Source organism: Desulfofarcimen acetoxidans DSM 771, from assembly GCF_000024205.1.
In the GTDB taxonomy this organism is placed as follows: Bacteria; Bacillota; Desulfotomaculia; order Desulfotomaculales; family Desulfofarciminaceae; genus Desulfofarcimen; species Desulfofarcimen acetoxidans.
The window spans coordinates 3,530,573-3,554,125 of record NC_013216.1 but is presented as its reverse complement, the minus strand read 5'-3'; the positions used below and the strand labels follow the sequence as shown (position 1 = coordinate 3,554,125).

The following is a 23,553-nucleotide window of genomic DNA, read 5'->3' as shown; positions in this document are numbered from 1 at the left end:
TTATATTTGCATGATTCAGCGCTGCCAAAAGTTAAAATGTTTAAATATGGTGTTGAAAAATCCCTTCTTTTGCTCTTCTTCCGGTGTATAGGTAATACTTTGAACTGCTTCGGTGGCAAATCGATTATCTATAACATCATTATATTTCTTAGGGCGGGTCAGCTCACCTGAATTCTCCATAATATTTAAAAGATTTTCGTAGCTCTTTTGTGTTATGACCGGTGTCTCAGTCCATATGGACAGATCTTTATACCTGTTGACAGCGGATATCAGGAGCTTTTGATCAGTATTCGGATAAAATTCTTTGATTAAAGCAACAATATCCCCGGTATTGTGACAGTTTATCCAGAGGATGGCCTTATAGACAGCGTTAGTATATTTTTGTACGGTTTGCGGTTTACTTAATAATAATTGTTTATCGCAGGCCAGAACCACGGCAGGCAGTTCTCCCCCCGCTGCGGCAAAAGCAAGCAGAGTTTTAGCCTCCCGGGCAGTTTCCAGAAGTGTGGCTTCCGGTTCTGTTAAAACTATAAAAGTGGCTGTGCCGGATTTAAAAGCGCCTCTTTTTAAATTGTCCGGCAGATTTTGCATCAGGTTAACCTCGTAATTGGGCCAAATCTTTTTCTCTCTCAGGATATTCTCTAAAACCATGCTCTGCAGTGAATCAGGGCTGCTTACTATAATTGAATTACCACGGACTTTTTCCTTTGTGAATTCGGAAACATCGGGCCTTCCCAGTAAAAATGAATCTTCCCTGTCTGTTAAGCCGGCAAATACCATCATATTGCAGGAGTCTTGGGAGAGGTAATTTACTATTGTTTCTGAGCCGCATAATACTATTGAGCGCTTTTTAGTTTTGACAGCTTCATGCAATTCCTGCGAAGTTGAGGCTGTTTTGAGTTCAATTTTCAGATTTTGCTCTTCAAAATATCCTTTTTTCATGGCAATATATTGCGGCAGCCCGGATAGAGACCGGCAATCCTCTATTACAGGAAGAGTATCAGCTGCTGCGGTTTTATGCAGCTTGTTGAAATAGAAATATAAGGCCGGCGTTATTATGAAGATTGCAAATGCTGCTATTATGACAAGAGTTCTTTTATGTAAGCGCAAAAAACCACCCCCATATATGATATTAGTGAATAAAAAAAATAAGAACAGTCTTCCCTGTCATATCTGCCGCAGCAACCGAATAATTTACACTATAAAATTGCGCATTTAAACCAAGGATGAGGTGTCGGCATGATAAAAATTGCTTTTCTCAGAAGACGCAGACCGGTTAGACAAAGCTTAAGTCCAAAAGCCGTTTTGTCGGGAACAGTTTGGGCTTTGTCTGTGATTGTGGCTGCTTTTACATTAACAGTCTTCTGGGTAATGTTCAGCAACCGGGAAGTTTTTTATCTTAGCGGTTTAACCAGTCTGATTACCTTGGGCGGTGTTACTGTTGGGGGGATTGTCAGCGGGCGGGTGGCCGGTGAACAGGGATGGCTGCACGGTATGCTGGTAGGGCTCGTTTATGTTCTGTTATTGACGGGCCTGACTGGTTTTGTAAATAGCCGGGCCTTGGATTTATTAGCGGTTTTTTTTAAAATGCTGCCTTTACTTATAGCCGGGTCAGTGGGGGGGATTTGGGGAGTTAAACTGCCTGCACATCGCCGTGTTTACCGCAGGGCCAGATTTCCTTATTGATGCTGACAGATAATATAACTTGCCTGTAATAAATGGCGTGTATCATTGAAAATCCTCTCAAGCTTGCCAGGGAGGGTAATAAGTTGACAGCCAGGGTAAAAATGAGTAATATATTGATGATAAAGGTTTGGAGGTAGGGTGGTTTTAGCTGCCTTAAATTTCATATATGGTTTGCGGGCACCTCCGGCCAATGACTGTCCCAACCCCGAAAAGTAGCTCTTGCAGGTGCTTTTGCGGGGTTGATTAGTTTAATAAATGTGAAAAAGGGTTAAGCTTTTGACTGACCCTCAGGGAGGTAAATATAGTTGAATAAACCCGATATTTCTACCGTCTATAACCCTAAAGAAGTAGAGGAGAAGTGGTATCAACACTGGGAAGAAAACCACTTTTTTCACACAGAAGTCGATCTTTCGGCCAAGCCTTTTTGTATTGTCATGCCGCCACCCAATGTAACCGGGCAGCTGCATGGAGGGCATGCGCTGGATAACACTCTGCAGGATATCTTAACTCGTTTTCGCCGTATGCAGGGCTGCAATACTTTATGGCTGCCGGGAACAGACCATGCAGGCATAGCCACCCAGGCCAAGGTGGAAGAACAGCTCGCTCAGGAAGGCACCACGAAACACGAACTGGGCAGAGAGAAATTCCTGGAGCGTGTTTGGGCCTGGAAAGAGCGGTACGGCGGGCGCATTACGCACCAGCTTAGGAGACTGGGTGCTTCCTGTGACTGGGAGAGAGAGAGATTTACCATGGATGAAGGCTGTTCCTCCGCTGTGAGAGAAGTATTTATCCGGCTTTATGAAAAAGGTTTAATCTACCGGGGCAATTATATTACCAACTGGTGTCCCAAATGCCACACCACCATTTCCGATATTGAAGTGGAGCACCTGGACAAGCCGGGTCACCTTTACCACCTTAAATACCCGGCCAAAGACAGTGCAGATTATCTGGTGGTGGCTACTACCCGCCCGGAAACCATGCTGGGTGATGTTGCCGTGGCAGTGCATCCGGAAGACGCTCGCTATAAACACCTGGTGGGCAAGACCGTTATTTTGCCTTTGGTTGGCCGGGAGATACCTGTTATTGCCGATGAATATGTTGACCCGGCATTTGGTACAGGCGCCTTGAAGATTACCCCGGCTCATGACCCCAACGACTTTGAAGTTGCCCAGAGACACGATTTGCCTTCAGTTCAGGTAATTGACAAGCACGGGGTGATGAATGAAACAGCGGGCCGCTACCGGGGGTTAGACCGCTGGGAATGCAGAAAGAAAATCGTTAAAGATCTGGATGCTCAGGGTTACTTGATTAAAATTGACGATCATGACCATGCTGTAGGTCACTGTTACCGCTGTAATACAGTTATTGAACCAATGCTTTCCAAGCAGTGGTTTGTTCGCATGCGTCCCTTAGCCGAACCTGCCATAAAAGCTGCCGTGGACGGCAGTGTAAAGTTTATACCCGAACGTTTTACTAAAATATATTTAAACTGGATGGAAAACATTCGTGACTGGTGTATTTCCCGCCAGCTCTGGTGGGGACACCGCATACCTGTTTGGTATTGCCGGGCTTGTGACGAGCTGGTAGCCTCCAAAACACCGGTGACAGTTTGTCCCAAGTGCGGCGGCACGCAATTGGAGCAGGATCCTGATGTTCTGGATACCTGGTTTTCTTCGGCGCTCTGGCCTTTCTCCACACTGGGCTGGCCCTCGGAGACAGCGGAATTGAAGCATTTCTATCCTACTTCTGTGCTGGTTACCGGGCGGGACATTATATTCTTCTGGGTGGCCCGCATGATTTTTTCCGGACTGGAATTCATGGAAGAAGTGCCCTTCAGAGAAGTATTTATCCACGGCCTGGTTTTAGACGCTCTGGGCCGCAAGATGAGCAAATCCTTGGGCAACGGTATTGATCCTATAGATTTAATCGAGAGCCACGGTGCCGACAGCCTGCGTTTCATGCTGGTTACGGGCAATACCCCCGGCAATGACCTGCGCTTTCATTTCGAAAGGCTGGACGGAGCACGCAATTTTGCCAATAAGCTGTGGAATGCTTCGCGTTTCTCACTTATGAACTTGTCTGACTATGATCCGGAGAAGCCGGTGGACAGTCAGGATTACAGTCTGGCTGACCGCTGGATGATCAGCCGCTACCAGGCAACTGTAAAAAGTGTGACCAAAAACCTGGAGGCCTATGAACTGGGTGAGGCTGCCCGTTCACTATATGAATTTATCTGGGGTGAGTTTTGCGACTGGTATCTTGAACTGATCAAGCCCAGGGTTTACGGCAAGGAAGGTGAAAAGGCCCGCCATACAGCCCAGCGGGTTTTGGCTTCAGTGTTGAAGGGTACCCTGGAATTATTGCACCCCTTCATGCCTTTTATTACAGAGGAAATCTGGCAGCACCTGCCGCATGACGGGCAGACTGTCATGCACGCCGCCTGGCCGGTCTATAAAGAGGACTTAATCGACCCGGAAGCAGAAAAACGTATGGAAATTTTGATGGAAGTAACCAAAGAAATCCGGCGCATCCGCAGTGAAATGAACGTGCCGCCATCCAAGCAGGCTGAGGCGATATTGCTGGTGGAAGACGAGGAAGTGCGGGAAATACTGACAGGCGGCATTTCCTATATAGAAAATTTGGCTCGCTGCAGCTCGCAAACAGTCAGCCAGTTGAAAGATGACTTGGGACAGGCTGTTCACGCGGTGACCCACGGCGTAGAGGTTTACGTGCCGCTGAAGGGTCTTATTGATATAGACAAAGAAATTGCCCGGCTGGAAAAAGAACTTAAATCAGTTAAGCAGGATTTGGCCAAAGTGCGGGGCAAGCTGAACAACTCCGGTTACCTGGCCAAGGCACCGGCAGAAGTGATTGAAAAAGACCGGGGCAAAGAGGCAGAGCTTGCGGCCAAGGAAAAAGCTTTGGCGGAGAGAATTTCTGTGTTGAAGTAAATGTGAAAAGAAATAAAGCCACCCGGATCCGGGTGGCTTTTAAATGAGGATGACAATTTAAGAAATAAGAGAAATGATGGCCGACCACAACTTGCTGATACTGCTTCTTTTTTTCACTTCACATCTTCCGCAGCCGATGTTATAAACAACCTCCAATATTTCACTGCGACTGCAGGGCCAACTAACCACACATTTGTTCATAATCCGCACCTCCTGTAATTTTGTTAATATGTAAAGTTTAATTTTTTTATGATTAAGTATTGAAAGTCAGAAAAGTTCAAATATTGTGTTTGATGAGATAACTTATTATCTGCACACGCAAAATATATGCCAGTGGTTAACGATTTGAAAAAGCAGGTATCTGCCAGGTTTTTATTATCAAACCGGCTCCTTAATGACTAAAATCTGAGCACAGGCTGATTGGATTTTAATCAATTTAAAACAATAAAAATTATTGAAAACTGTTTTGCAGAAGTTGAGCAAGCAGCATTTAATTTCGCAAATATAGTTCCGGGAATAGGTTTTTCCCCGGATAAAATGCTTCGGGGCGGATTGTTCTCTTATGGCGATACGCGAAGATATAGACCTGGTGTCAACCATCATCAGATACCGGTTAACGCACCAAAATGTCCTGCAAATAGTTATCATAGAGATAGACAGATGAGAGTAAATAACAATGCGGGTAGTGCTATAGGATATGAACCTAATAGCTATGGAGAGTGGCAGGAGCAACAAAGATATAAGGAACCTCATCTCAGCATAAGTGGTGTTGCGGATTGCTGGAATTTCAGAGAAGACGACAATGATTACTACTCAGCCAGGAAAACTTTTCAGGCTGATGTCTCCTGAGCAGAGCAAATCACTGTTCAGGAACACAGCGAATCTCTATGGGAGATGCTCCTATAGAGATTAAAATTCGACATATTAATGACTGGACAATGAAAAGTTTTTATAGAAAAAAAATACGGTACCTGGCAACAATAATATTGAGGTTCTTAAAGGCAGTTATAGCAAGAATAATAGAACAAAATATAACATCAGTGAATTATTGCTTGATAGGAAGACTGCCTTTACAATAACCCCAAGCTTAATATTTTAATACAAAATAGTAAATATGGATATGGCTAAATCTAATTATTTTCTAATTGACTCGAAAAACGAGTAATATAGATGGATGAACTAATCATAATTATTAAGCACTAATGCATAACATGCTCGCGGGCTTCAGCCACCATATAAAAAGACCCGGTGATACAGACTAAATCTTCTTCCCCGGCCATACTCATAGCCGCGTCAACCGCTTCAGTGATATTTTCAATCAAGGTAACTTTATCCGTAAACCTCCTGGCCTCATCTGCCAGCAGTTCCCAATCACCGGCTCTGGGACTGTTTGGCTTGGTGATTACCACTGCTTCAGCCAGCGGTGTTAATTCAGCTACTACCTTTGAACGCTCCTTATCGCCCAGCATGCCTAAAACCAAAGTTACTTTTTTAGAGGGGAAATAATCCAAAAGAGCCTGCTTTAAGCTTTGCACCCCGTCCAGGTTATGGGCGGCATCGATCAGGACGGTCGGTTTCTGACGCATAATTTCCAGTCTGGCGGGCCAATCGGTTTTAGCCAGACCGCTGTGCACTGCTTCTTTCGGTATAGTATAACCCAACTGCTGCAGTACCTCAATTACCGCCACAACACCTGCGGCATTGGTTATTTGATGTCGCCCCAAAAGCGGCAAGGTCAAATCCTCATAGTGGTTACTGTCAGTGAATATAGAAAATTTCTGTCCGGCAGTGGAAAACTCTTTCTGTTCCACAGTCACTTGGTTTCCGACAACAGTTAACTGAGCTGCTTTTTCCCGGCAGGCAGCCTCAATAATTTTTAGCGCTTCCGGGTTTTTGGCCGAGGTTACCACCGGAATTCCAGATTTGATGATGCCTGTTTTGACAGCAGTAATTTCCTGAATAGTATTACCCAAGTAGTCCATGTGATCCATGGCAATGTTGGTCAGCACGGAAACTACAGGCGTAATTACATTGGTGGAATCTATGGCTCCGCCCAGCCCGACTTCCAGCAGCAGCAGGTCAACCTTTTCCTCGGCGAAATAGAGAAAAGCCATGGCTGTACCAGCTTCGAATTCCGTGGGATGTTCAAAGCCTTCCCGAACCATGTCCTCCAAATGAGGGCGCAGCCTGGTGATCATTTTCGCTATCCGTTCCTGTCCGACCGGCTCGCCGTTAATCCTGTATCTTTCAGTATAAGAATGCAGGTGAGGTGAAGTAAACATACCCACGCGTAAACCGGCTTCTTTTAAAACGGCGGACAGCATGGCCGTAGTAGAGCCCTTGCCGTTGGTGCCGCCGATATGAATCGCTTTTATTTTAGTATGTGGATTGCCCAGGCGACGCAATAATTCTTCAATTCTTCCCAGACCAAAATTAAAACCGAACTTGGTTAAGTTCTCCAGGTAATTCATAGCTTCCTTGTATTCCAAGGCTATCATCTCCTCAAGGAATTTTCAGACTTCACATATGCAAATTATATATTCGTTGCGTGGATTAAAAAACCTTTTTATTTACCGGTCGCGTGGTTGTTTAAATTCATTTGGTAAAGCTGAAAATTCTTTTATAGTTGATTTAAGGTTTGCGATTAAGAGAGCCTTTTAACAGGCAAGCTATAATTGTATCTTTGTATATATCAGACCGCAACTGTAATCAAGAATCACTTTATAAAATTGTAAGGGTGGATGAGAAAATAGTTTGATCCGGCAATAGCCTGTTTTAGTCTTCCGTTGAGACTTTCTAATTATGAGTTATTTGAGAAATCTGAAAATATTTAATGGAGCCTTTTATGTCGCTAAAAAAGTGGATTTCATTACCTGATAGGTTTATAATTTGACTTACAGCAGTAATTAGAAACAATAAAACAATGAGGTGATCCGGTGCTTTATGATGTTGCTTTACTGATTATAAGCCTGGGTGTAATTCTGGTTGCTGCCGGGCTTTTTACCAACGGTGTTGAGTGGTTGGGGAGGAAAATGGGACTGACCGAGGGTGCGGTAGGCAGTATTTTGGCCGCTGTAGGGACTGCCATGCCGGAAACGGTTATTCCCATAATTGCTGTGCTCTTTGCCAGCGGTGAGTCCGCTCACGACATTGGCATCGGGGCAATTCTGGGAGCACCCTTTATGTTAAGCACTATTGCCTTTTTTCTTGTCGGTTTAGCTGCTGTATTTTACCGCCACAAGAGGAAAGAATACCCTTGGTTGAATGCCGATCCGTTAGTAATGCGCAGGGATCTGGGTTTTTTCCTAATCGTTTACAGTGTAGCTATTGCCGCTTCATTTTTACCTTCAGCGGGTAAATATGCATCAGCTGCATTTCTGGTTGCAGCTTATATCTATTTTGTCTATAAAACATTGACAGATGGCCGGGAGTGCGGTGAAGATGAGGCTTTGGCTGCTCTTTATTTTGCCCGGAATAAAGAAAAGCCACATACCGGCATGATTATTACTCAAGTTGTAATAGCTTTTATATTAATAATCATCGGAGCTAAGTACTTTGTTGACGGTATAGGCCGCATATCAACTTTACTGGGTGTACCGGCTTTTATCTTCTCCCTGCTGGTAGCTCCCGTAGCTACCGAACTGCCGGAGAAAGTTAACAGCTTTATCTGGATTGGCCAGAGTAAAGATACAATAGCCATGGGCAATCTGACCGGTGCCATGGTATTTCAAAGCTCACTCATCCCGGCTGTCGGCATTTTTCTGACACCCTGGGAACTCAGTCCCATTGCCATTTTAAGCTGTGTTTTAGCTATCATCTCAGCGCTGGCCGCCTATATAGCAGTACGCAGGCAAGGCCGTATGGACAGCCGCCTCCTGGCAGGCTTTGGCGGCTTATTTTACATAATTTTTGTGGGAGCAGTGGTTAGCGGACAGATAAAGTGAAGGTTATATTTTTTTTAACCATTAGTTGAAATTTTAAAATTATAATAGAAAAATATGGGAGGTAATAAAATGTCCCCCGAAGAAAAAATTAAATCCCTTGGTCTTAGCGTGCCGCCTGCGCCGCAGCCTGTAGCCGCCTATGTCCCGGCGGTAAAAAGCGGTTCCTATATCTACACCTCCGGACAATTGCCGCTGGTTGCAGGTGAATTGAAGTATACAGGCAAAATAGGTCAAGATTTAGTGTTGGAGGAAGGATATGAGGCGGCTAAAATCTGCGCCTTAAATTGTTTGGCAGCGGTTAAAAGCTTCACGGGCAGCCTGGATGAGATAGTCCAGATTATCAGACTGACTGGTTTTGTCAACAGCGGCCGGGGCTTTACCGGTCAACCGCAAGTAATTAACGGCGCTTCAGAGTTGTTAGCTGAGATTTTTGGCGAAAAAGGCAGGCATGCCCGTTCAGCTGTGGGAGTTAGCGAATTGCCGTTAAATGCGGCCGTAGAGCTGGAAATGATTGTGCAGATCCGTTAATCTTCAAGTTGACCATGCTTGTCATAAAGGTATAGAGGTGTTAAACTGTAGTATAGTGCTTGTACAGGTTAAGTTCTTGCTTATGTAATATAAAATATTGATGTGGGTGAATTAATTTATGGCCAAGATTAACCGAGGTGGGAGAAATAACTGGACCTTGTTTTTGCTGTTGATGGTCGGAGGAATATCGGGAAGTGCGGTTGGGGCTATGCTGGCTCCGAAGTTTTCTTGGCTGAAATCTGCCACGGCAATTGGTTTTCCCCCTACAACACTGGATTTGAGCTTCTTAGATGTTACTTTTGGTGTATCATTAGCCATTAATCCGTTAACAATTCTTGGTCTGGGTTTAGCCTATTTAATATATCAAAGGACATAAGGTGAGGGGGCATACCGTGCAACCAATCATACTGGCTTCATCCTCACCCCGGCGTCATGACCTGTTAAAACTGATAAAACTCCCTTTCGATACTATAGTTCGTGACGTGGACGAGAATATTGACGAAAAACTGACACCTGCCCAAAATGTCGAGTTGCTTTCCCTGCGTAAGGCTAGTGCGGTAGCGCAGGAATTAAGCAGAGGAATAGTTATTGGGGCAGATACCGTAGTCGTTAAGAACGGTCGTATTCTAGGTAAACCAAACAGCCGGCTTCATGCCGCTGAGATGCTGAAATTTCTTTCCGGCGGCAGCCATGAGGTTTGGACAGGTGTAGCAGTAATTAATGCTGCCGACGGTAGAAAGCAAGTTTTCAGTGAGAGAACGGAAGTTATATTAAAAGACCTGACCGGAGAGGAAATAGAAGACTATATAAATACCGGCGAACCTATGGATAAGGCCGGGGCTTACGCGGCACAGGGCATTGGCTGTGTGCTGGTGAAAGGTATCAGAGGTTGCTTTTTTAATGTAGTGGGTTTGCCTGTTTACAGGTTGGCGGAAGTTTTAAAAACATTTGAAGTGCGGGTATTTTAAAACCTTGCAGCGGGGTGTTTTTTTTGGAATCCGGTTACCGTTTAACCATTAGAGAAATGCCTGCCGATTTGCGGCCACGGGAAAGACTTCTTAATGAAGGGGTAGAAACTCTGTCTGAAATTGAACTCCTGGCCATACTGCTGAGAACCGGGACTGCTTCTGTTTCAGCTATCGAACTGGCAACCATTATTCTGACCGGTTTTCAAGGTTTAAGATCTTTAATGGATGCTACAGTGCAGGAATTAAATGAGATTAAAGGTATTGGTTTGGCCAAAGCCGCTCAAATAAAAGCCGCACTGGAGCTGGGTAAACGTATGGCTTTGAAAACTATGGAGGACAAGCCTCTTATTAAGAGTCCGGAAGATGTTGCGGGACTGGTTATGGAGGATATGCGCTATTTAGACAGGGAGTACTTCAGGGCCATGCTTTTAAATACTAAGAACCGCGTCTTGAGTTTGGAAACTATTTCAGTCGGTACCTTAAGTTCTTCCGCTGTGCACCCGCGGGAGCTATTTAAAATAGCAATTAAAAAGAGCGCGGCTGCTTTAATTCTCATTCATAATCATCCCAGCGGTGATCCGGCTCCCAGTAAAGAAGATATTGATGTGACCAAAAGGCTTGAAGAAGCGGGGAAAATTATCGGCATAGATGTCTTAGATCATATAATTATTGGAGATAATAAATTTGTAAGTTTGAAGGTAAAAGGATTATTCTAAACATTGTTTTGATTATTAGAATCCAGGAAAGGGGCCGCAAAATGCGAATTGGTCTGTTCTCCAAGGATATGGGGATAGATTTGGGTACCGCCAATTCATTGGTGTACGTAAAGGGCAAAGGTATAGTATTACGGGAACCTTCGGTTGTAGCAATTCAGAGGGACACGGGACAGATACTGGCGGTAGGGGATGAGGCGAAACAGATGATAGGCCGGACTCCCGGTAATATTATAGCTATTCGTCCCATGAAAGACGGGGTTATAGCGGATTTTGACATTACTCAGGCCATGATTAAGTATTTTATAAATAAGGCTCAACGCAGCCGCACTTACTTAATCAGACCAAGAGTGGTAGTGTCCGTGCCTTCCGGCGTTACTGCGGTGGAGGAACGTGCTGTGCGCGAGGCGGCGCTGCAGGCGGGAGCCAGAGAAGCTTACTTAATGGAAGAGCCTATGGCTGCTGCCATAGGCTCCGGGTTGCCGGTACATGAACCTACCGGCAATATGGTAGTGGATATAGGCGGTGGGACGACCGAGGTGGCTGTCATCTCTTTGGGCGGCATCGTTACCAGCAAATCAATACGTGTTGCCGGAGACGAAATGGACGATGCCATAATTTACCATGTGAAAAAGAAGTATAATTTACTTATCGGTGAGCGCACGGCCGAACAGATAAAAATTAATGTCGGCACAGCCTATGAATTAAATGATATAGAAAACGAAGAGATCCGGGGCAGGGATTTATTAACCGGTTTGCCCAAAACAGTGGAGATTACTTCTCTGGAAATCTACAAGGCTTTGTCTGAACCGGTAGCCACTATTTGCGATGCTATTAAAACAACACTGGAGCAGACTCCCCCGGAGTTAGCCGCGGATATTATGGATAAAGGGATTGTTATGGCAGGCGGCGGCTCTTTGCTGAGAGGTCTTGATCATTTGGTCAGTGAGCAAACAGGTATGCCGGTTCATATGGCTGATGACCCACTTCTGGCCGTAGCTTATGGTACCGGTAGGGTTTTAGAGAATATTAATTTATTGCGCAGGGTTCTGATTCAGCCAAAGAAATTGGCGTAAGTTAAAGGGGTGTTGGGGGGATTGCGCCGGTTGGTTTCTGCCAGGAATCTGGTTTTTTTATTAATACTGGTCGGGTTCACTGTTTTTGCTATGCATATAACAGCTCCTGGAAGAAGCAATTTAACTCCAATTGAGTCGATGCTCAAGGATACCCTGGCGCCGCTGCAAAAAGGTATTCTTCATTTGGGTACAAGCGCACGGGGTTGGATTGTTTTTCCCTTTAAAATGGCTTTTTATTCACGCGAAAACAAGCAGCTTAAAGAGGAAGTTGACAAACTTAAAGGACAGGTTCGCCAGATAAAGGAATACGAATTGGAAAATGAAAGATTAAGAAAGCTTTTAGATTATGAAAATGATAATAAATTGCAGGGTGCCGCGGTGGTTGCTTCAATTATTGCCAGGGACCCTGGCAACTGGTTTGGTACCTTTACAGTAAGCAGGGGCCTGGCTGACAGTGTAAAGGTAGACTGTACCGTTACGAGTCCTGCCGGTTTGGTCGGCAGGGTAATAGCTGTATCCAATCATACGGCTGAGGTGCTTTTAGTTACTGATCCCCGCAGCGGGGTTGGTTGTATTTTACAGGGTAGCAGGACTCCCGGTATCTTGGAAGGTGTAGCCAGCGGCTCGGGTACTTTAAATCTTATTCACCTGCCTGTGGCTCAGGATATAAAAAAAGGCGAGGTAGTAATTACCTCTGGTGTTGGCAGTATTTTTCCTAAAGACATACCTGTGGGAGAGGTGGAAAGTTTCTACAAAGAATCTTCAGGGTTATTTAAGACGGCAGTGATAAAACCTTATGTGGACTTTAACCGGCTGGAAGAAGTGATTATTCTGACCGGTAAAGTCCAGTTTCCCGAGAAACTCCCGGCGGAGGGGGATAATCCTTGAGAGTTTTTACGGTATTAATTATCTTATTAATAACTATGTTGATACAGTCGACAGTGCTGGGTTTTATCCGGGTGGGTGGAGTGCAGCCGGATCTGGTATTGCTTATCGTAATTCTTAACGCCTTCCTCCGGGGGTCAAAGGAGGGGGCTTTTTTAGGTTTTTTGGCCGGTTTATGCCAGGATGTGCTTAGCGGCAATTATATAGGTTTTAATGCGTTGGCCAAGATGGGTTCCGGTTATCTGGTCGGCTTGGCCGAGTCCAAATTATTTAAAGATAACATTTTTGTTTTGTTTGGGGTGACTTTTCTGGCGTCTGTGCTTTGCCAGATCATTTATTACCTTCTGTTAATTATTCTAGGTGTTATGGTCACGCCTTTCTGGGCTTTGCTCAGGATTATTCTGCCTGTGGCTTTTTATAATACTCTGCTGGTTCCCATCTTTTTTAAACTCTTTTACCGTTCCAGAATCAGAGGTTTGTTTTCGGAAAAGGAAATGTAAAAAGAGGGTGAATTTACATGGAAAGCAAATTGAAAGATAAAAAAATGAAAATGTTCCTCTTTATTTTGTCGGGCATCTTTATAATACTGATTCTTCGTTTATCTTATCTGCAGCTGGTGCAGACGGACAGATTTCAGACACTGGCCCGTGAGAACCGCATCAGGATTAACCCCATTAATGCTCCCAGAGGGGAGATTTTTGATCGCAAAAACGTGCGGCTGGTGGGCAACAGGCCAATTTATACCGTATCCCTGGAATACCTTGGCATAAAGGACACCAGTAGTGTTGTAAAGCGTCTGGCCAATATTTTAGGCATAGATCCAAAATCCATTGAGGATAAAATCAATGCTCAGAAACTGAAGCTTTACCAGCCGGTGGAAGTAGCTGTTGATGTTCCGGTGGAAACGTTAACTAAAATTGAAGAGAAGCGCCTGGAACTGCCAGGTGTAATTATAGATGTAGAGCCTGTGCGCGAATATCCTTTCGGCAGTTCGCTGTCACATGTGCTGGGATATGTTCAGGAAATTAAGGAAAAACAGTTAGAGGAGCATAAGGATGAAGGCTATGTTCTGGGGGATGAATACGGCCAATCCGGCCTGGAAAACCAGTATGAGAAATACCTGCGGGGGGGTAAGGGTGCCAGGCAGGTTGAAGTGGATAATATGGCCAGGCCGGTACGTGATTTAGGTGTTAAAGCACCTGTTCCCGGAAGCAACCTGCAGCTTACCATTGATTCAAAATTGCAGGAAGTTGCCGAAAAAGGCCTGGCTGATACTGTTGCCAAGGCTCAAAGGCAGGGTTTTCGGGATGCCAGAGCAGGAGCCGTAGTTATGCTGGATGTTCATACCGGGCAAGTACTGGCTATGGCCAGCTGTCCCTCCTATGACCCGGCTAAGTTTACCGGGAGTATGACCCAGGCCGATGTGGATGCAATATTTAGGGATCCGACCAGGCCTTTTTTCAATAGGGCTCTGGGTATTTACCCACCTGGTTCTACCTTTAAAATGATCGTGGCAGCTGCCGCTCTGGAGGACAAAATAGTAAGTGCCACATATGCAATAAATGACCCGGGACATTTCAGAAATAAAACAGACTGGAATCCTGCCGGGCACGGCCGGGTTGACATGCGTAAAGCCATACAGGTTTCCTGTGACGTTTATTTCTGGCAAATAGGCCTTAGTGTAGGAGTTGACAGGATAGGTAAATTCGCCGCAGACTTTGGATTGGGCCAGTTGACAGGAATTGACCTGCCGGGTGAGAGCTCCGGGGTAGTGCCTACACCTGCCTATAAGCATGATAAGTGGAAAAGCCTTTTGGATAATAAGTACGGCCCGGAAATTCAATCAATAAATGAAAAGTATGACGACTTAATTGCCAAAGCTTTTACCGAAGAGAATAAGGAGAAACTGCAGGCGGAAAAAGATAAGGAATTAAAAGCTGTGGAGCAAAAATACGCTGCGGATCGCTATGCCTGGGAACTGGAATGGCGTGAATATGATACGCTGGATATGTCTATCGGACAGGGTGACAACCAGTATTCTCCCATCCAGCTGGCCAATTATATATCGGCAATTGCCAACGGGGGTACTTTATACCAGCCCTATATAGTCAAGAAAATTACAGATTCCAAAGGCAGTGTGATTAAGGAATTCAACCCGGTGGTTAAACGGAAAGTTAATGTCAGCGAAGATAATTTGCAAATCATCAGGGAGGGTATGCATATGGTATCTTTGTATCCAAATGGTACGGCCGCGGGAATTTTTGCCGGTTTTCCTATTTCAGTGGCAGCTAAAACCGGAACAGCGGAAGTGCACGGCAAGGACAACCATGCCCTGTTTGTTTGTTTTGCCCCGTATGAAAAGCCGGAAGTAGCCATAGCCTCAGTTATAGATTACGGCGGTCATGGCGGTACCACTGCGGGCCCCGTGGTCAGGGAACTGCTGGCTGAGTATTTTCAAGTGAAAGATGGAACACGTCTTACCAATCCCACCAGTCCTGAATAAATAACGTATCTTTATAAAAAGATATGTCTCCTGTATAAGAAAACTGTACAATTAACCAATTAAAATAATAAATTTAAAAAAGCCAGTCTTTTTGTATTTTATTAGCAGGAGTTACTGGTCAATTGTAGAAATTATACAATCAGTTGTGGTTCGGGAGGATGATGGCAATGAATGCCGACGATTGTAGTAAAATTTTGACAGATGGCATATCTCATATCCGAGAAATGTTGCCTAATGGTATTGAAGATTTAGTGGATGAAAACACTATATTAATTCAACGAACTTTAAGATCCGGTCAGAGTATATATCATGACGGAAACGTTGTTCTGCTTGGAGATGTCAATCCCGGAGCCGAACTGGTGGCAGGAGGAAACATTATTGTTTTGGGTACCTTGCGCGGAGTGGTTCATGCCGGTGTAAACGGTGATGAGAAAGCTATAATCATTGCTTTTAAATTATTGCCTACCCAACTGCGCATAGCTAATCATATTACACGGGCGCCGGATGATGAGCAGGTTAAATCTGAACAACCGGAAATTGCCAGAGTAAAAGGTGGGATTGTTACGATTGAAGCTTTCCAAAACGGTGGTGAAAGGCAGAGAAAAGGCAGCTAATAGCCGCAAATCTGGATATTAGAGGGAGGAAAAATAATGGGAGAGGTAATTGTAGTGACTTCCGGCAAGGGAGGCGTAGGAAAAACTACCACTACAGCAAATATAGGTACCGGTTTGGCGGCGGTAGGACACAAAGTAGCCCTGGTGGACGCTGATATCGGACTGCGCAATTTAGATGTTGTTTTGGGTTTGGAGAACCGAATTGTTTATGATTTGGTTGATGTTGTAAACGGAAATTGCCGCCTGCGGCAGGCTCTGATTAAAGATAAAAGAATAGAAGGACTTCATCTTCTGCCGGCAGCCCAGACCAAGGACAAGACTGCGGTAACCCCAGAGCAAATGCGTGACCTCTGTGCCGAGCTGGCCAAAGAGTTTGAGTATGTGGTTGTGGATTGCCCGGCAGGTATTGAGCAGGGATTTAAGAATGCGATTGCCGGGGCAAGCACCGCTTTGGTGGTTACTACTCCTGAGGTTTCCGCAGTGCGTGACGCCGACAGGATTATAGGTCTATTGGAAGCGGCTGAGCTTCGAAATCCGAAATTGATTATCAACCGTATAAGGCCCAAGATGGTCCGGCAGGGTGATATGATGAATATTGAAGATATGATTGATATTCTGGCTATAGAATTAATCGGCGTAATTCCTGAAGATGAAGCTATTGTTGTAACGACCAACCGGGGAGAGACCGTAGTGCAGGGTAATGGTACCAAATCCGGACAGGCCTACCGCAATATAGTGCAGCGCATCAAAGGAGAAGATATTCCTTTTATGAACTTGGAAGAAAGTGAAGGTTTTGTAAGTAGGATCAAAAAGTTTATCGGGCTTAAGTAGTCTTATAAAAATTATTAGTTGCTTGGAAGGGGGGGGATGACTGTGTTTGAGTTTATCGGTAAGCTGTTCAATAAAGAAAGCACCTCCAAAAATGTAGCCAAGGAGAGGCTGCGCCTGGTGTTGATCCATGATCGGGCAAGTATATCACCTCATTTGCTGCATACCCTAAAAGGTGAGTTAATCAGTCTCATATCCAAGTACATGGAAATTGATGAAGATGCTTTAGAAATTACTTTGGACAGTGAAAATGATTCCGTGGCTCTGGTGGCAAATATTCCGGTGAGAAGCATGAAGAGAACGGCAAACGGTGCAACCTAAAAAAACCCCGTACGGGGTTTTTTTAGGTTGCACCCTGGGAAATTATGTATTGCTTAAGGTGATTTTCTTGTGGGATAAGATTTATTAAAAAAAATTTTTAAATATGGTATAATGATATGGTTTTAATTTTTTCTACTGAAAGCGGTGGTTGGCTTGAGTTACAATAGACTATTGAGGAATCTCGATTATACATTAATTCTAACAGTTATCCTAATCCTGGCCTTCAGCCTGGTAATTATCAGCAGCGCCACTCATGTTACCTCTGCTGTCGGTGATCAAAGTGATTCTTATGACTATGTTAAGAAGCAGCTTATCTGGATCTTGATGGGTGTTGTTGCGGTCATTCTGGTTATGATGGTCCATTATGAGAATTTTGTTAATTACAGTAAATTTCTATACGGATTAAATCTGGTCATGCTGGCTTCCGTACTTGTTCTGGGCCACACAGCGATGGGAGCTCAGCGCTGGATTGCCATGGGACCTTTTATATTCCAGCCCTCGGAATTTGCAAAAGTGATAATTATTATTACTTTTGCTGATTTCCTAACCAAAAGAGATGGGAGATTAAAAAGATTTAGGGACTTATTTCCTTGTTTTGCCTATATAGGAATACCCATGCTATTAATTTTAAAACAACCGGATTTAGGCACCTCACTGGTCTTTATAGCCATTATGTTTGGTATGTTGTTTGCCGCGGGCGCACGTCCTGCACATCTGCTGCTGATTATCGGCGGAGGGGTATGCTTCATCAGTATCTGGCTCTACGCCCATTTTAATTTTGGAGTCTGGATACCTCTTGAGGATTACCAAATAACCAGGTTGACTATCTTTCTGGATCCCTGGAAGGATTGGCAGGGTGCCGGCTATCATATGATTCAGTCACAAATTGCCATAGGTTCAGGAGGACTTTGGGGTAAAGGACTTTTTAACGGCAGTCAAAGCCAGTTGAATTTCCTGCCTATTCAGCATACTGATTTTATTTTTTCCGTAGTAGGTGAGGAGCTTGGTTTTGTGGGTACCGTTACTCTGCTGGTCATGTTTTTCATTGTGGTTTACCGGGGTATTCAAATTGCGAGTGAGGCCAAAGATACCTATGGTAACTTGCTGGCAATAGGTGTGGTATCCAAATTAGCCTTTCATATTATGGTTAATGTCGGTATGACAGCCGGGATCATGCCGGTAACCGGAGTCCCGCTGCCGCTTTTCAGCTACGGGGGCAGTTCGATGCTGACTAATATGTGTTCCTTAGGCATATTGTTGAATATATACATGAGAAGGCAGAAACTGATGTTTTAAACTTACCTGCGAATGTATCCTTGGCGGCAGTTTTAGGCAATATAAGTATAGTTGTTCAAATATATAAGATGCGGGTGAGAGCTATATGACCGAGGATAATGCGGTAAGAAAAATTATTAACAAGAATATTAACTGGTCAGGTGTAGTTACAGTACCGGTACTTGGCTGGAAACCCAACATATATGCCAGGGTTGAAAAACTGGAACCAACAATAGCCTGGCAGAAAAATGTTTTGCAATTAAATGTCGATATAAAGTTGTTTGTTGTCCATGATGAGGAAAATGAGCAGGAGCTGAATGAACACTCCGACGAAAAAAAAATTTATACCAACATTATTCAAGTATCCGGTTATGTGAATATGCATCACAATATGACAACAAAGGATATTCAGTATGTAAATCATAAACTGATAGTAGAGAAAGCAGCAAACCGTCCCGGACAGGTTTATGTCAAAGGGGTCGTTGAACTGGAGATAGGCTATATAGCCAGAGCAACCCTGATGGGCGCGGTTAAGGAATTTTTAACCAATTCACCTATTCGCGATGCTTTGATTAGCGTTCAGGAATTGGAACATGGAGAAACCATGTTCACTGCCACAACAGGCAGTGAAGGCAAATATAATTTCAGTGATATAAAAGCCGGTACCTTTCGGGTAGTGGCTTCAGCCGAGGGATATGAGCCCAAGGACAGTATAGCCGTGGTTATGCTGCACGACAAAGTTGATTTTGTACTGCACAGAGAAGTGTAAGGCATATTTCCCCCCTCCGGACAATATACTTTATTGTCCGGCTATGAAAAGTTAGGGGGGACAGGCAGTGAAAAAAATAATATATGGGTTTAGAAACTGGCTGCGCAGAAGAAGGAAGCCGTTATACAGCAGTGATGATTGGGGAGCTTATGCTAATCTGCCCCAACCCGGGAAGAGTTGTGCTAAGAAAAAGACTTTCGGCAGGCGATTGTTTTCGAGAACTGTTTGGGCTGCGGTAATCCTCTTATCTATATTGGCTTTGCGGGAGCTGCCTGACCCGCTGGGACAAAAGATAAAAACCGATCTGCGCTATTTACTGACCACTGAGTGGGATTATCAGCCTGTAGTGCAAAAAGTTGTGCAGTTGGGACTCAGATTGGCCAATGTGGACAGCAATGAAATAACGGTACCCGTATTTGTTCCGCAAAAAAACAGCCATGGTTTGCCCCTGCCGGTTTCAGGCCGTCTGGTAAAGAATTTTGGCTGGGTAAAAGATGATCTGGACGGTATGGAACGTTATCATGCCGGAATTGATATTGCCACAGGCGAGAAGGCCCTGGTACAGGCGGTAATGGATGGTGCCGTGAAGAAAAGCGGCAAAGACGCTTGTTTGGGGGAATACCTGCTTTTGGAGCACAACAACGGGATTACCACCTTATACGCCCAGCTCCAGAATATTTCCGTCAAAGAAGGCGATCAGGTTAAAAGCGGGCAGGTTATTGGTGAAGCCGGTACTGTGGGAGATATAAAAGGTTTCGGTCTGCACTTTGAGATGCGGGAAGACAAAAAACTGGTTGATCCCCTAAAAAAACTGCAGTTTTCCGGGCAGGCCTGGTAGGGGGACGCAGACATGAAACTGGGTAAATTTTATGGCGTAGCTATATATGTCAACCCCTTTTTTTTGGCCATGCTGGTGCTGTTTTTTGCAGCCGGGGTTTTAGGACACGGGCTGGTTTCCTTTGCGGCAGTGCTCTGCCATGAGCTGGCTCATGTTATAGCTGCCAGGCGTATGGGTATATCGGTTTCTGAGGTGGAATTGCTTCCTTTTGGCGGGGTTGCCAGGATGGGCTATGATTTGGTTCTGGAGCCGGAAAAAGAAATATTAGTGGCGCTGGCCGGTCCTCTCAGTAACTTCGTACTCTTTGCCCTTGGCTTGGCATTAAAGAACTACGGGATCTGGGAGGAGCAGTTGGGGCCTTATTTTTTGCAGACTAATCTGACCATAGCTCTTTTTAATCTGCTGCCTGTTTTGCCGCTTGACGGTGGACGAGTTTACCGGGCCGTGTTGGCCGGCAGTATCGGTTATAAGAAGGCAACTTATAGGGCGGCTACATGGGCCCAGGCTTGGGCTGTAGGGATAGTATTGCTGGGAGGATTGGGCCTGGCTTACAGGTACTGCGGTCTGGATGTGCCGGTAGTTGGCCTGTTTCTCTTTTATGCTGCGGCAAAAGAAAAACGAATGGCTCCTTATTTGTTTATTCGTCACTTGTCCCATAAAAAAAATGAGCTGATCAGATCCGGTGTTTTGCAGGCTGAACAGTTAGTGACTTTTGAGCATGCTCCATTGGGGGATATTGCACGCTTCATAGTGCCGCAAAAGTTTTATTTAGTCATGATGCTGGACAGAAACTGGCAGTATAAAGGGACTTTAACCGAAGCGGAGATAGTTGATGCCCTGCTGCTGCACGGCCTGGACTTTCCCGTTGGAAAAATTAAAAGGTAATTTTTTAATTAGAAAGGGTATTTAACTATTGATGTAGAATAAATACAGTTTTATACTAGGAATATATTCCCGCCCGAATAGGGCAATAATAGGAATACAGGTTCTGGCTTGTATGTTGCAGGAGGAATAGCAAAAGTGGGTATTACTTCACTGGATAAAATATTGTTAAAAGTCCAAAAACCGGCCCGCTATGTTGGCGGCGAGTGGAACAGTATAAGAAAGGATTGGGACAGCGTTGCTGTCAAAACAGTCTTTGCCTTCCCCGATGTTTATGAAGTGGGCATGTCCCACCTGGGTATGCAGATCATCTATCATGTGGTGAACAGCCGCCAGGATGTTTTGATGGAGAGAGTATTTGCTCCGTGGCTGGATATGGAGGAGCAGTTGAGGCAAAACAGTCTGCCCTTATTCAGCCTGGAATCGCGGCATCCCCTGCGGGAGTTCGATATTATAGGCTTTACTTTACAATATGAGATGTCATTTACCAATATCCTGAATATGATTGACTTGTCGCAGGTACCGCTTCGCTCCTCTCAAAGAGGAGACGCCGATCCGTTTATTATTGCCGGCGGTCCCTGTGCCTATAACCCTGAGCCTTTATCCGACTTTATCGATTTGTTTGTCATAGGTGAAGGAGAAGAGGTAATAGGGGAACTGCTGGATTTGTATAAAGAATGGAAAGCAGGTGCTGACAGGGCCGGGCGAGCCGATTTTCTCAGGCTGGCTGCCGGCATTCGGGGTATTTATGTGCCCTCTCTTTATCAGGTTAAATATAACGAAGACGGTTTTCTGGCTTCAGTTGAAGCGAAGATGGAAATCCCCGGGCCGCCTGTTCCTGCCAGGGTTACTAAAAGATTATTGAAGAACTTTGATCAGGCGCCTTTTCCGGTCAAACCTGTTGTGCCCAATCTGGGTGCGGTGCATGACAGGATGATGCTGGAGGTTTTTCGCGGCTGCACCAGGGGCTGCCGCTTTTGTCAGGCCGGGGTTATTTACCGGCCGGTGCGGGAGAAAAAACCTGATACACTGCTGCGGCAGGCGGAGCAGCTGGCCAGGAACACCGGTTATGACGAGATTTCACTGACTTCTCTCAGTACAGCCGACTACTCGCAGGTTAAAGAGGTTATTACGGATCTGCTGAACAGGCATGCCGGTAAAGGTATTAATATTTCTCTGCCCTCACTCCGGGTAGATGCCTTTTCCCTGGAAATGGCCCGCCAAGTACAGAAAGTGCGCAAGTCGGGTCTCACCTTCGCCCCTGAGGCAGGCACCCAGCGGCTGCGTGATGTGATTAACAAAGGTGTTACCGAGGAAAACCTGATCGATGCCGTTACAGGTGCTTTTGGTGCCGGATGGTCATCAGTTAAATTGTATTTTATGATTGGACTGCTGACAGAAACAGATGAGGATTTAGACGGTATTGTTTCAATGGCCCGCCGGGTTGTAGAGACTGGTTTGGCCCAGCGAGTTCCCAGGGGGCGCCTAAAGGTTACTGTCAGCGCCGCTTCTTTTGTACCTAAAGCGCACAGTGCTTTTCAATGGGAACCCCAGGACAGGCTGGCTGAAATAAAAAGAAAGCAGCGCTATTTAAAAGAAAAACTGAGGATGCGCGGTGTAGTATTTAACTGGCACGAGCCGGAGGTCAGCTTTTTGGAAGCTGTATTTGCCAGAGGTGATCGTCGCCTGGGCGCGGCCCTGGAGAAGGCCTGGGAGCTGGGTTGCCGCTTTGACGGCTGGACAGAGTGCTTTAAATATGAAAAGTGGCTGGAAGCTTTTCGGTTAGCCGGCTTGGACCCGGAGCATTATGCTTACCGGCGTTTTGCCTACGAGGATATATTGCCCTGGGATCATATAGACTCAGGGGTAAGTAAAAAATATTTAGCCCGGGAGCACCGTCAGGCACTGGAACAGAGCCTGACCGGCGACTGCCGCCATGAGAAATGCTCCGGTTGCGGGCTTTGCCCGTCGCTGGAGGTAGATTTGGAAATAGCCGGGGGAAAATCAGTCCGGGCCGGCTATAACGGGGGTGCAAATTAATGGCTCGTTATAGAATAATGTTCAGTAAATTGGGCCCGGCCAGGTATATTTCACATTTGGATTTAATGAAGGCTTTTGAGAGATCGCTCAAGCGCGCCGCTCTGCCGGTAGCCCTGACCCAGGGATTTAATCCTCACCCGGTGATGAGTTTTGCCGCTCCTGTGCCTGTAGGCATGGACGGGGAAAAGGAATACCTGGATATGGAACTGACAGAGGCTATAAATTCGGAGCAGGTAAAAGCAGCGTTAAGGGATATGTTGCCGGAGGGCCTCGGCGTGAAAAATGTGCGGCAGGTTGATCAGGCCGCGCCTTCTCCCATGGCAGTGGTAAACAGGGCTTCCTATGAAGCGGTCGGCTGGGAGACGGATTTATCTATAGATGAATTGAATTCAGCTATTAATGAGTTTCTAAACAGCCAGCAGATAATCATAGAGAGAAAAAACAAGAAAACAAATACTATTAAGGCAGTTGATATACGACCGGGTATCTATAGTATGAAAACCTCTGTTTCCGAACAAGGTGTGCCGCAGCTGAAGCTGGAACTTGCCATCGGCAGTGCAGCCAATGTCAGACCCGAGGATGTCATTTCTGCTTTATCGCGCTTCAATCCGCAAACGGATTTAACAGATGCGTTAATACGCCGGACAGGTTTATATGTCAAAAATAATGACGGCATTAAATCGCTTTGGGAAGTTTAAGCTTGTTTAGGTGTCCGGTATTGCTAAGAGGAGC

24 protein-coding genes are annotated in these 23,553 nt (G+C 45.3%); 21 read left to right on the top strand and 3 right to left on the bottom strand.

All coding sequences use genetic code 11. The annotated features are described in order from the left end of the window. Window positions 1–15: 15 nt before the first annotated feature. The gene (locus tag DTOX_RS16240) at window positions 16–1,110 is read right to left on the bottom strand and encodes an ABC transporter substrate-binding protein (RefSeq protein WP_015758770.1); all 1,095 of its coding nucleotides are present in this window, start codon (window positions 1,108–1,110) and stop codon (window positions 16–18) included. 129 nt (window positions 1,111–1,239) lie between these two features. Between DTOX_RS16240 and DTOX_RS16235 the strand changes: the two genes are divergently transcribed. Further along, entirely contained in the window at window positions 1,240–1,686 is a 447-nt protein-coding gene (locus tag DTOX_RS16235; RefSeq protein ID WP_015758769.1) for a TIGR04086 family membrane protein, read from the top strand. 305 nt (window positions 1,687–1,991) lie between these two features. Beyond that, the gene (locus DTOX_RS16225) at window positions 1,992–4,637 is read left to right on the top strand and encodes a valine--tRNA ligase (protein WP_015758768.1); all 2,646 of its coding nucleotides are present in this window, start codon (window positions 1,992–1,994) and stop codon (window positions 4,635–4,637) included. A gap of 57 nt (window positions 4,638–4,694) precedes the next feature. On the opposite strand, the gene DTOX_RS23155 is transcribed toward DTOX_RS16225, so the two are convergent. Then, on the bottom strand, window positions 4,695–4,838 hold the full coding sequence (locus tag DTOX_RS23155) for a hypothetical protein (protein WP_015758767.1): 144 nt from the start codon (window positions 4,836–4,838) through the stop codon (window positions 4,695–4,697). 219 nt (window positions 4,839–5,057) lie between these two features. On the opposite strand from DTOX_RS23155, the gene DTOX_RS22425 reads away from it, so the two are divergent. Beyond that, entirely contained in the window at window positions 5,058–5,486 is a 429-nt protein-coding gene (locus tag DTOX_RS22425) for a catalase (RefSeq protein ID WP_042316018.1), read from the top strand. A 350-nt stretch (window positions 5,487–5,836) separates the two neighbouring features. Here DTOX_RS22425 and DTOX_RS16215 read toward each other — a convergent pair whose 3' ends face one another. Beyond that, window positions 5,837–7,126: a bifunctional folylpolyglutamate synthase/dihydrofolate synthase gene (locus tag DTOX_RS16215; RefSeq protein ID WP_015758766.1), complete on the bottom strand. Its 1,290-nt coding sequence runs from the start codon at window positions 7,124–7,126 to the stop codon at window positions 5,837–5,839. A gap of 447 nt (window positions 7,127–7,573) precedes the next feature. Here DTOX_RS16215 and DTOX_RS16210 point away from each other — a divergent pair, with 447 nt between their 5' ends. The 18 genes from DTOX_RS16210 (at window position 7,574) to DTOX_RS16125 (ending at window position 23,519) form a co-directional block, all read left to right on the top strand. After that, window positions 7,574–8,581: a sodium:calcium antiporter gene (locus DTOX_RS16210; protein WP_015758765.1), complete on the top strand. Its 1,008-nt coding sequence runs from the start codon at window positions 7,574–7,576 to the stop codon at window positions 8,579–8,581. A gap of 69 nt (window positions 8,582–8,650) precedes the next feature. Beyond that, window positions 8,651–9,109: a RidA family protein gene (locus tag DTOX_RS16205; protein ID WP_015758764.1), complete on the top strand. Its 459-nt coding sequence runs from the start codon at window positions 8,651–8,653 to the stop codon at window positions 9,107–9,109. A gap of 118 nt (window positions 9,110–9,227) precedes the next feature. Continuing rightward, window positions 9,228–9,485: a DUF4321 domain-containing protein gene (locus tag DTOX_RS16200; RefSeq protein ID WP_015758763.1), complete on the top strand. Its 258-nt coding sequence runs from the start codon at window positions 9,228–9,230 to the stop codon at window positions 9,483–9,485. A gap of 16 nt (window positions 9,486–9,501) precedes the next feature. Further along, window positions 9,502–10,077: a Maf family protein gene (locus tag DTOX_RS16195; protein WP_015758762.1), complete on the top strand. Its 576-nt coding sequence runs from the start codon at window positions 9,502–9,504 to the stop codon at window positions 10,075–10,077. 56 nt (window positions 10,078–10,133) lie between these two features. Beyond that, window positions 10,134–10,793 (top strand): RadC family protein, encoded by a 660-nt coding sequence (gene radC, locus DTOX_RS16190; protein ID WP_042317374.1) that lies wholly within the window; start codon window positions 10,134–10,136, stop codon window positions 10,791–10,793. A 41-nt stretch (window positions 10,794–10,834) separates the two neighbouring features. Beyond that, a complete protein-coding gene (locus DTOX_RS16185) occupies window positions 10,835–11,866 on the top strand; it encodes a rod shape-determining protein (RefSeq protein WP_015758760.1) in 1,032 nt (343 codons plus the stop codon). 21 nt (window positions 11,867–11,887) lie between these two features. Then, window positions 11,888–12,754 carry a rod shape-determining protein MreC gene (mreC, locus tag DTOX_RS16180; protein WP_042316015.1) on the top strand — a complete coding sequence of 289 codons (867 nt, stop codon included), beginning with the start codon at window positions 11,888–11,890 and terminating at the stop codon, window positions 12,752–12,754. Then, a complete protein-coding gene (gene mreD, locus DTOX_RS16175; protein WP_015758758.1) occupies window positions 12,751–13,251 on the top strand; it encodes a rod shape-determining protein MreD in 501 nt (166 codons plus the stop codon). The genes mreC and mreD overlap by 4 nt, the downstream gene beginning before the upstream one ends. A 17-nt stretch (window positions 13,252–13,268) precedes the next feature. Further along, complete coding sequence (gene mrdA, locus DTOX_RS16170) at window positions 13,269–15,254, top strand: penicillin-binding protein 2 (RefSeq protein ID WP_015758757.1); 1,986 nt, start codon at window positions 13,269–13,271, stop codon at window positions 15,252–15,254. Window positions 15,255–15,478: 224 nt separating this feature from the next. Then, on the top strand, window positions 15,479–15,868 hold the full coding sequence (gene minC / locus DTOX_RS16165; RefSeq protein WP_042317372.1) for a septum site-determining protein MinC: 390 nt from the start codon (window positions 15,479–15,481) through the stop codon (window positions 15,866–15,868). A 36-nt stretch (window positions 15,869–15,904) separates the two neighbouring features. Continuing rightward, a complete protein-coding gene (gene minD / locus DTOX_RS16160; RefSeq protein WP_015758755.1) occupies window positions 15,905–16,699 on the top strand; it encodes a septum site-determining protein MinD in 795 nt (264 codons plus the stop codon). A gap of 42 nt (window positions 16,700–16,741) precedes the next feature. Further along, window positions 16,742–17,017, top strand: a complete 276-nt coding sequence (gene minE, locus DTOX_RS16155) for a cell division topological specificity factor MinE (protein ID WP_015758754.1) — start codon at window positions 16,742–16,744, stop codon at window positions 17,015–17,017. Window positions 17,018–17,170: 153 nt separating this feature from the next. Next, on the top strand, window positions 17,171–18,313 hold the full coding sequence (rodA, locus tag DTOX_RS16150) for a rod shape-determining protein RodA (RefSeq protein WP_015758753.1): 1,143 nt from the start codon (window positions 17,171–17,173) through the stop codon (window positions 18,311–18,313). Between the two features lie 85 nt (window positions 18,314–18,398). After that, complete coding sequence (locus tag DTOX_RS16145) at window positions 18,399–19,061, top strand: carboxypeptidase-like regulatory domain-containing protein (RefSeq protein WP_015758752.1); 663 nt, start codon at window positions 18,399–18,401, stop codon at window positions 19,059–19,061. A 67-nt stretch (window positions 19,062–19,128) separates the two neighbouring features. Next, window positions 19,129–19,899 (top strand): M23 family metallopeptidase, encoded by a 771-nt coding sequence (locus DTOX_RS21665; RefSeq protein ID WP_015758751.1) that lies wholly within the window; start codon window positions 19,129–19,131, stop codon window positions 19,897–19,899. Window positions 19,900–19,911: 12 nt separating this feature from the next. Continuing rightward, the gene (locus DTOX_RS16135) at window positions 19,912–20,784 is read left to right on the top strand and encodes a M50 family metallopeptidase (RefSeq protein WP_015758750.1); all 873 of its coding nucleotides are present in this window, start codon (window positions 19,912–19,914) and stop codon (window positions 20,782–20,784) included. Between the two features lie 141 nt (window positions 20,785–20,925). Further along, complete coding sequence (locus DTOX_RS16130; RefSeq protein WP_042317370.1) at window positions 20,926–22,821, top strand: TIGR03960 family B12-binding radical SAM protein; 1,896 nt, start codon at window positions 20,926–20,928, stop codon at window positions 22,819–22,821. Beyond that, entirely contained in the window at window positions 22,821–23,519 is a 699-nt protein-coding gene (locus DTOX_RS16125) for a TIGR03936 family radical SAM-associated protein (protein ID WP_015758748.1), read from the top strand. The genes DTOX_RS16130 and DTOX_RS16125 overlap by 1 nt, the downstream gene beginning before the upstream one ends. Window positions 23,520–23,553: the final 34 nt, after the last annotated feature.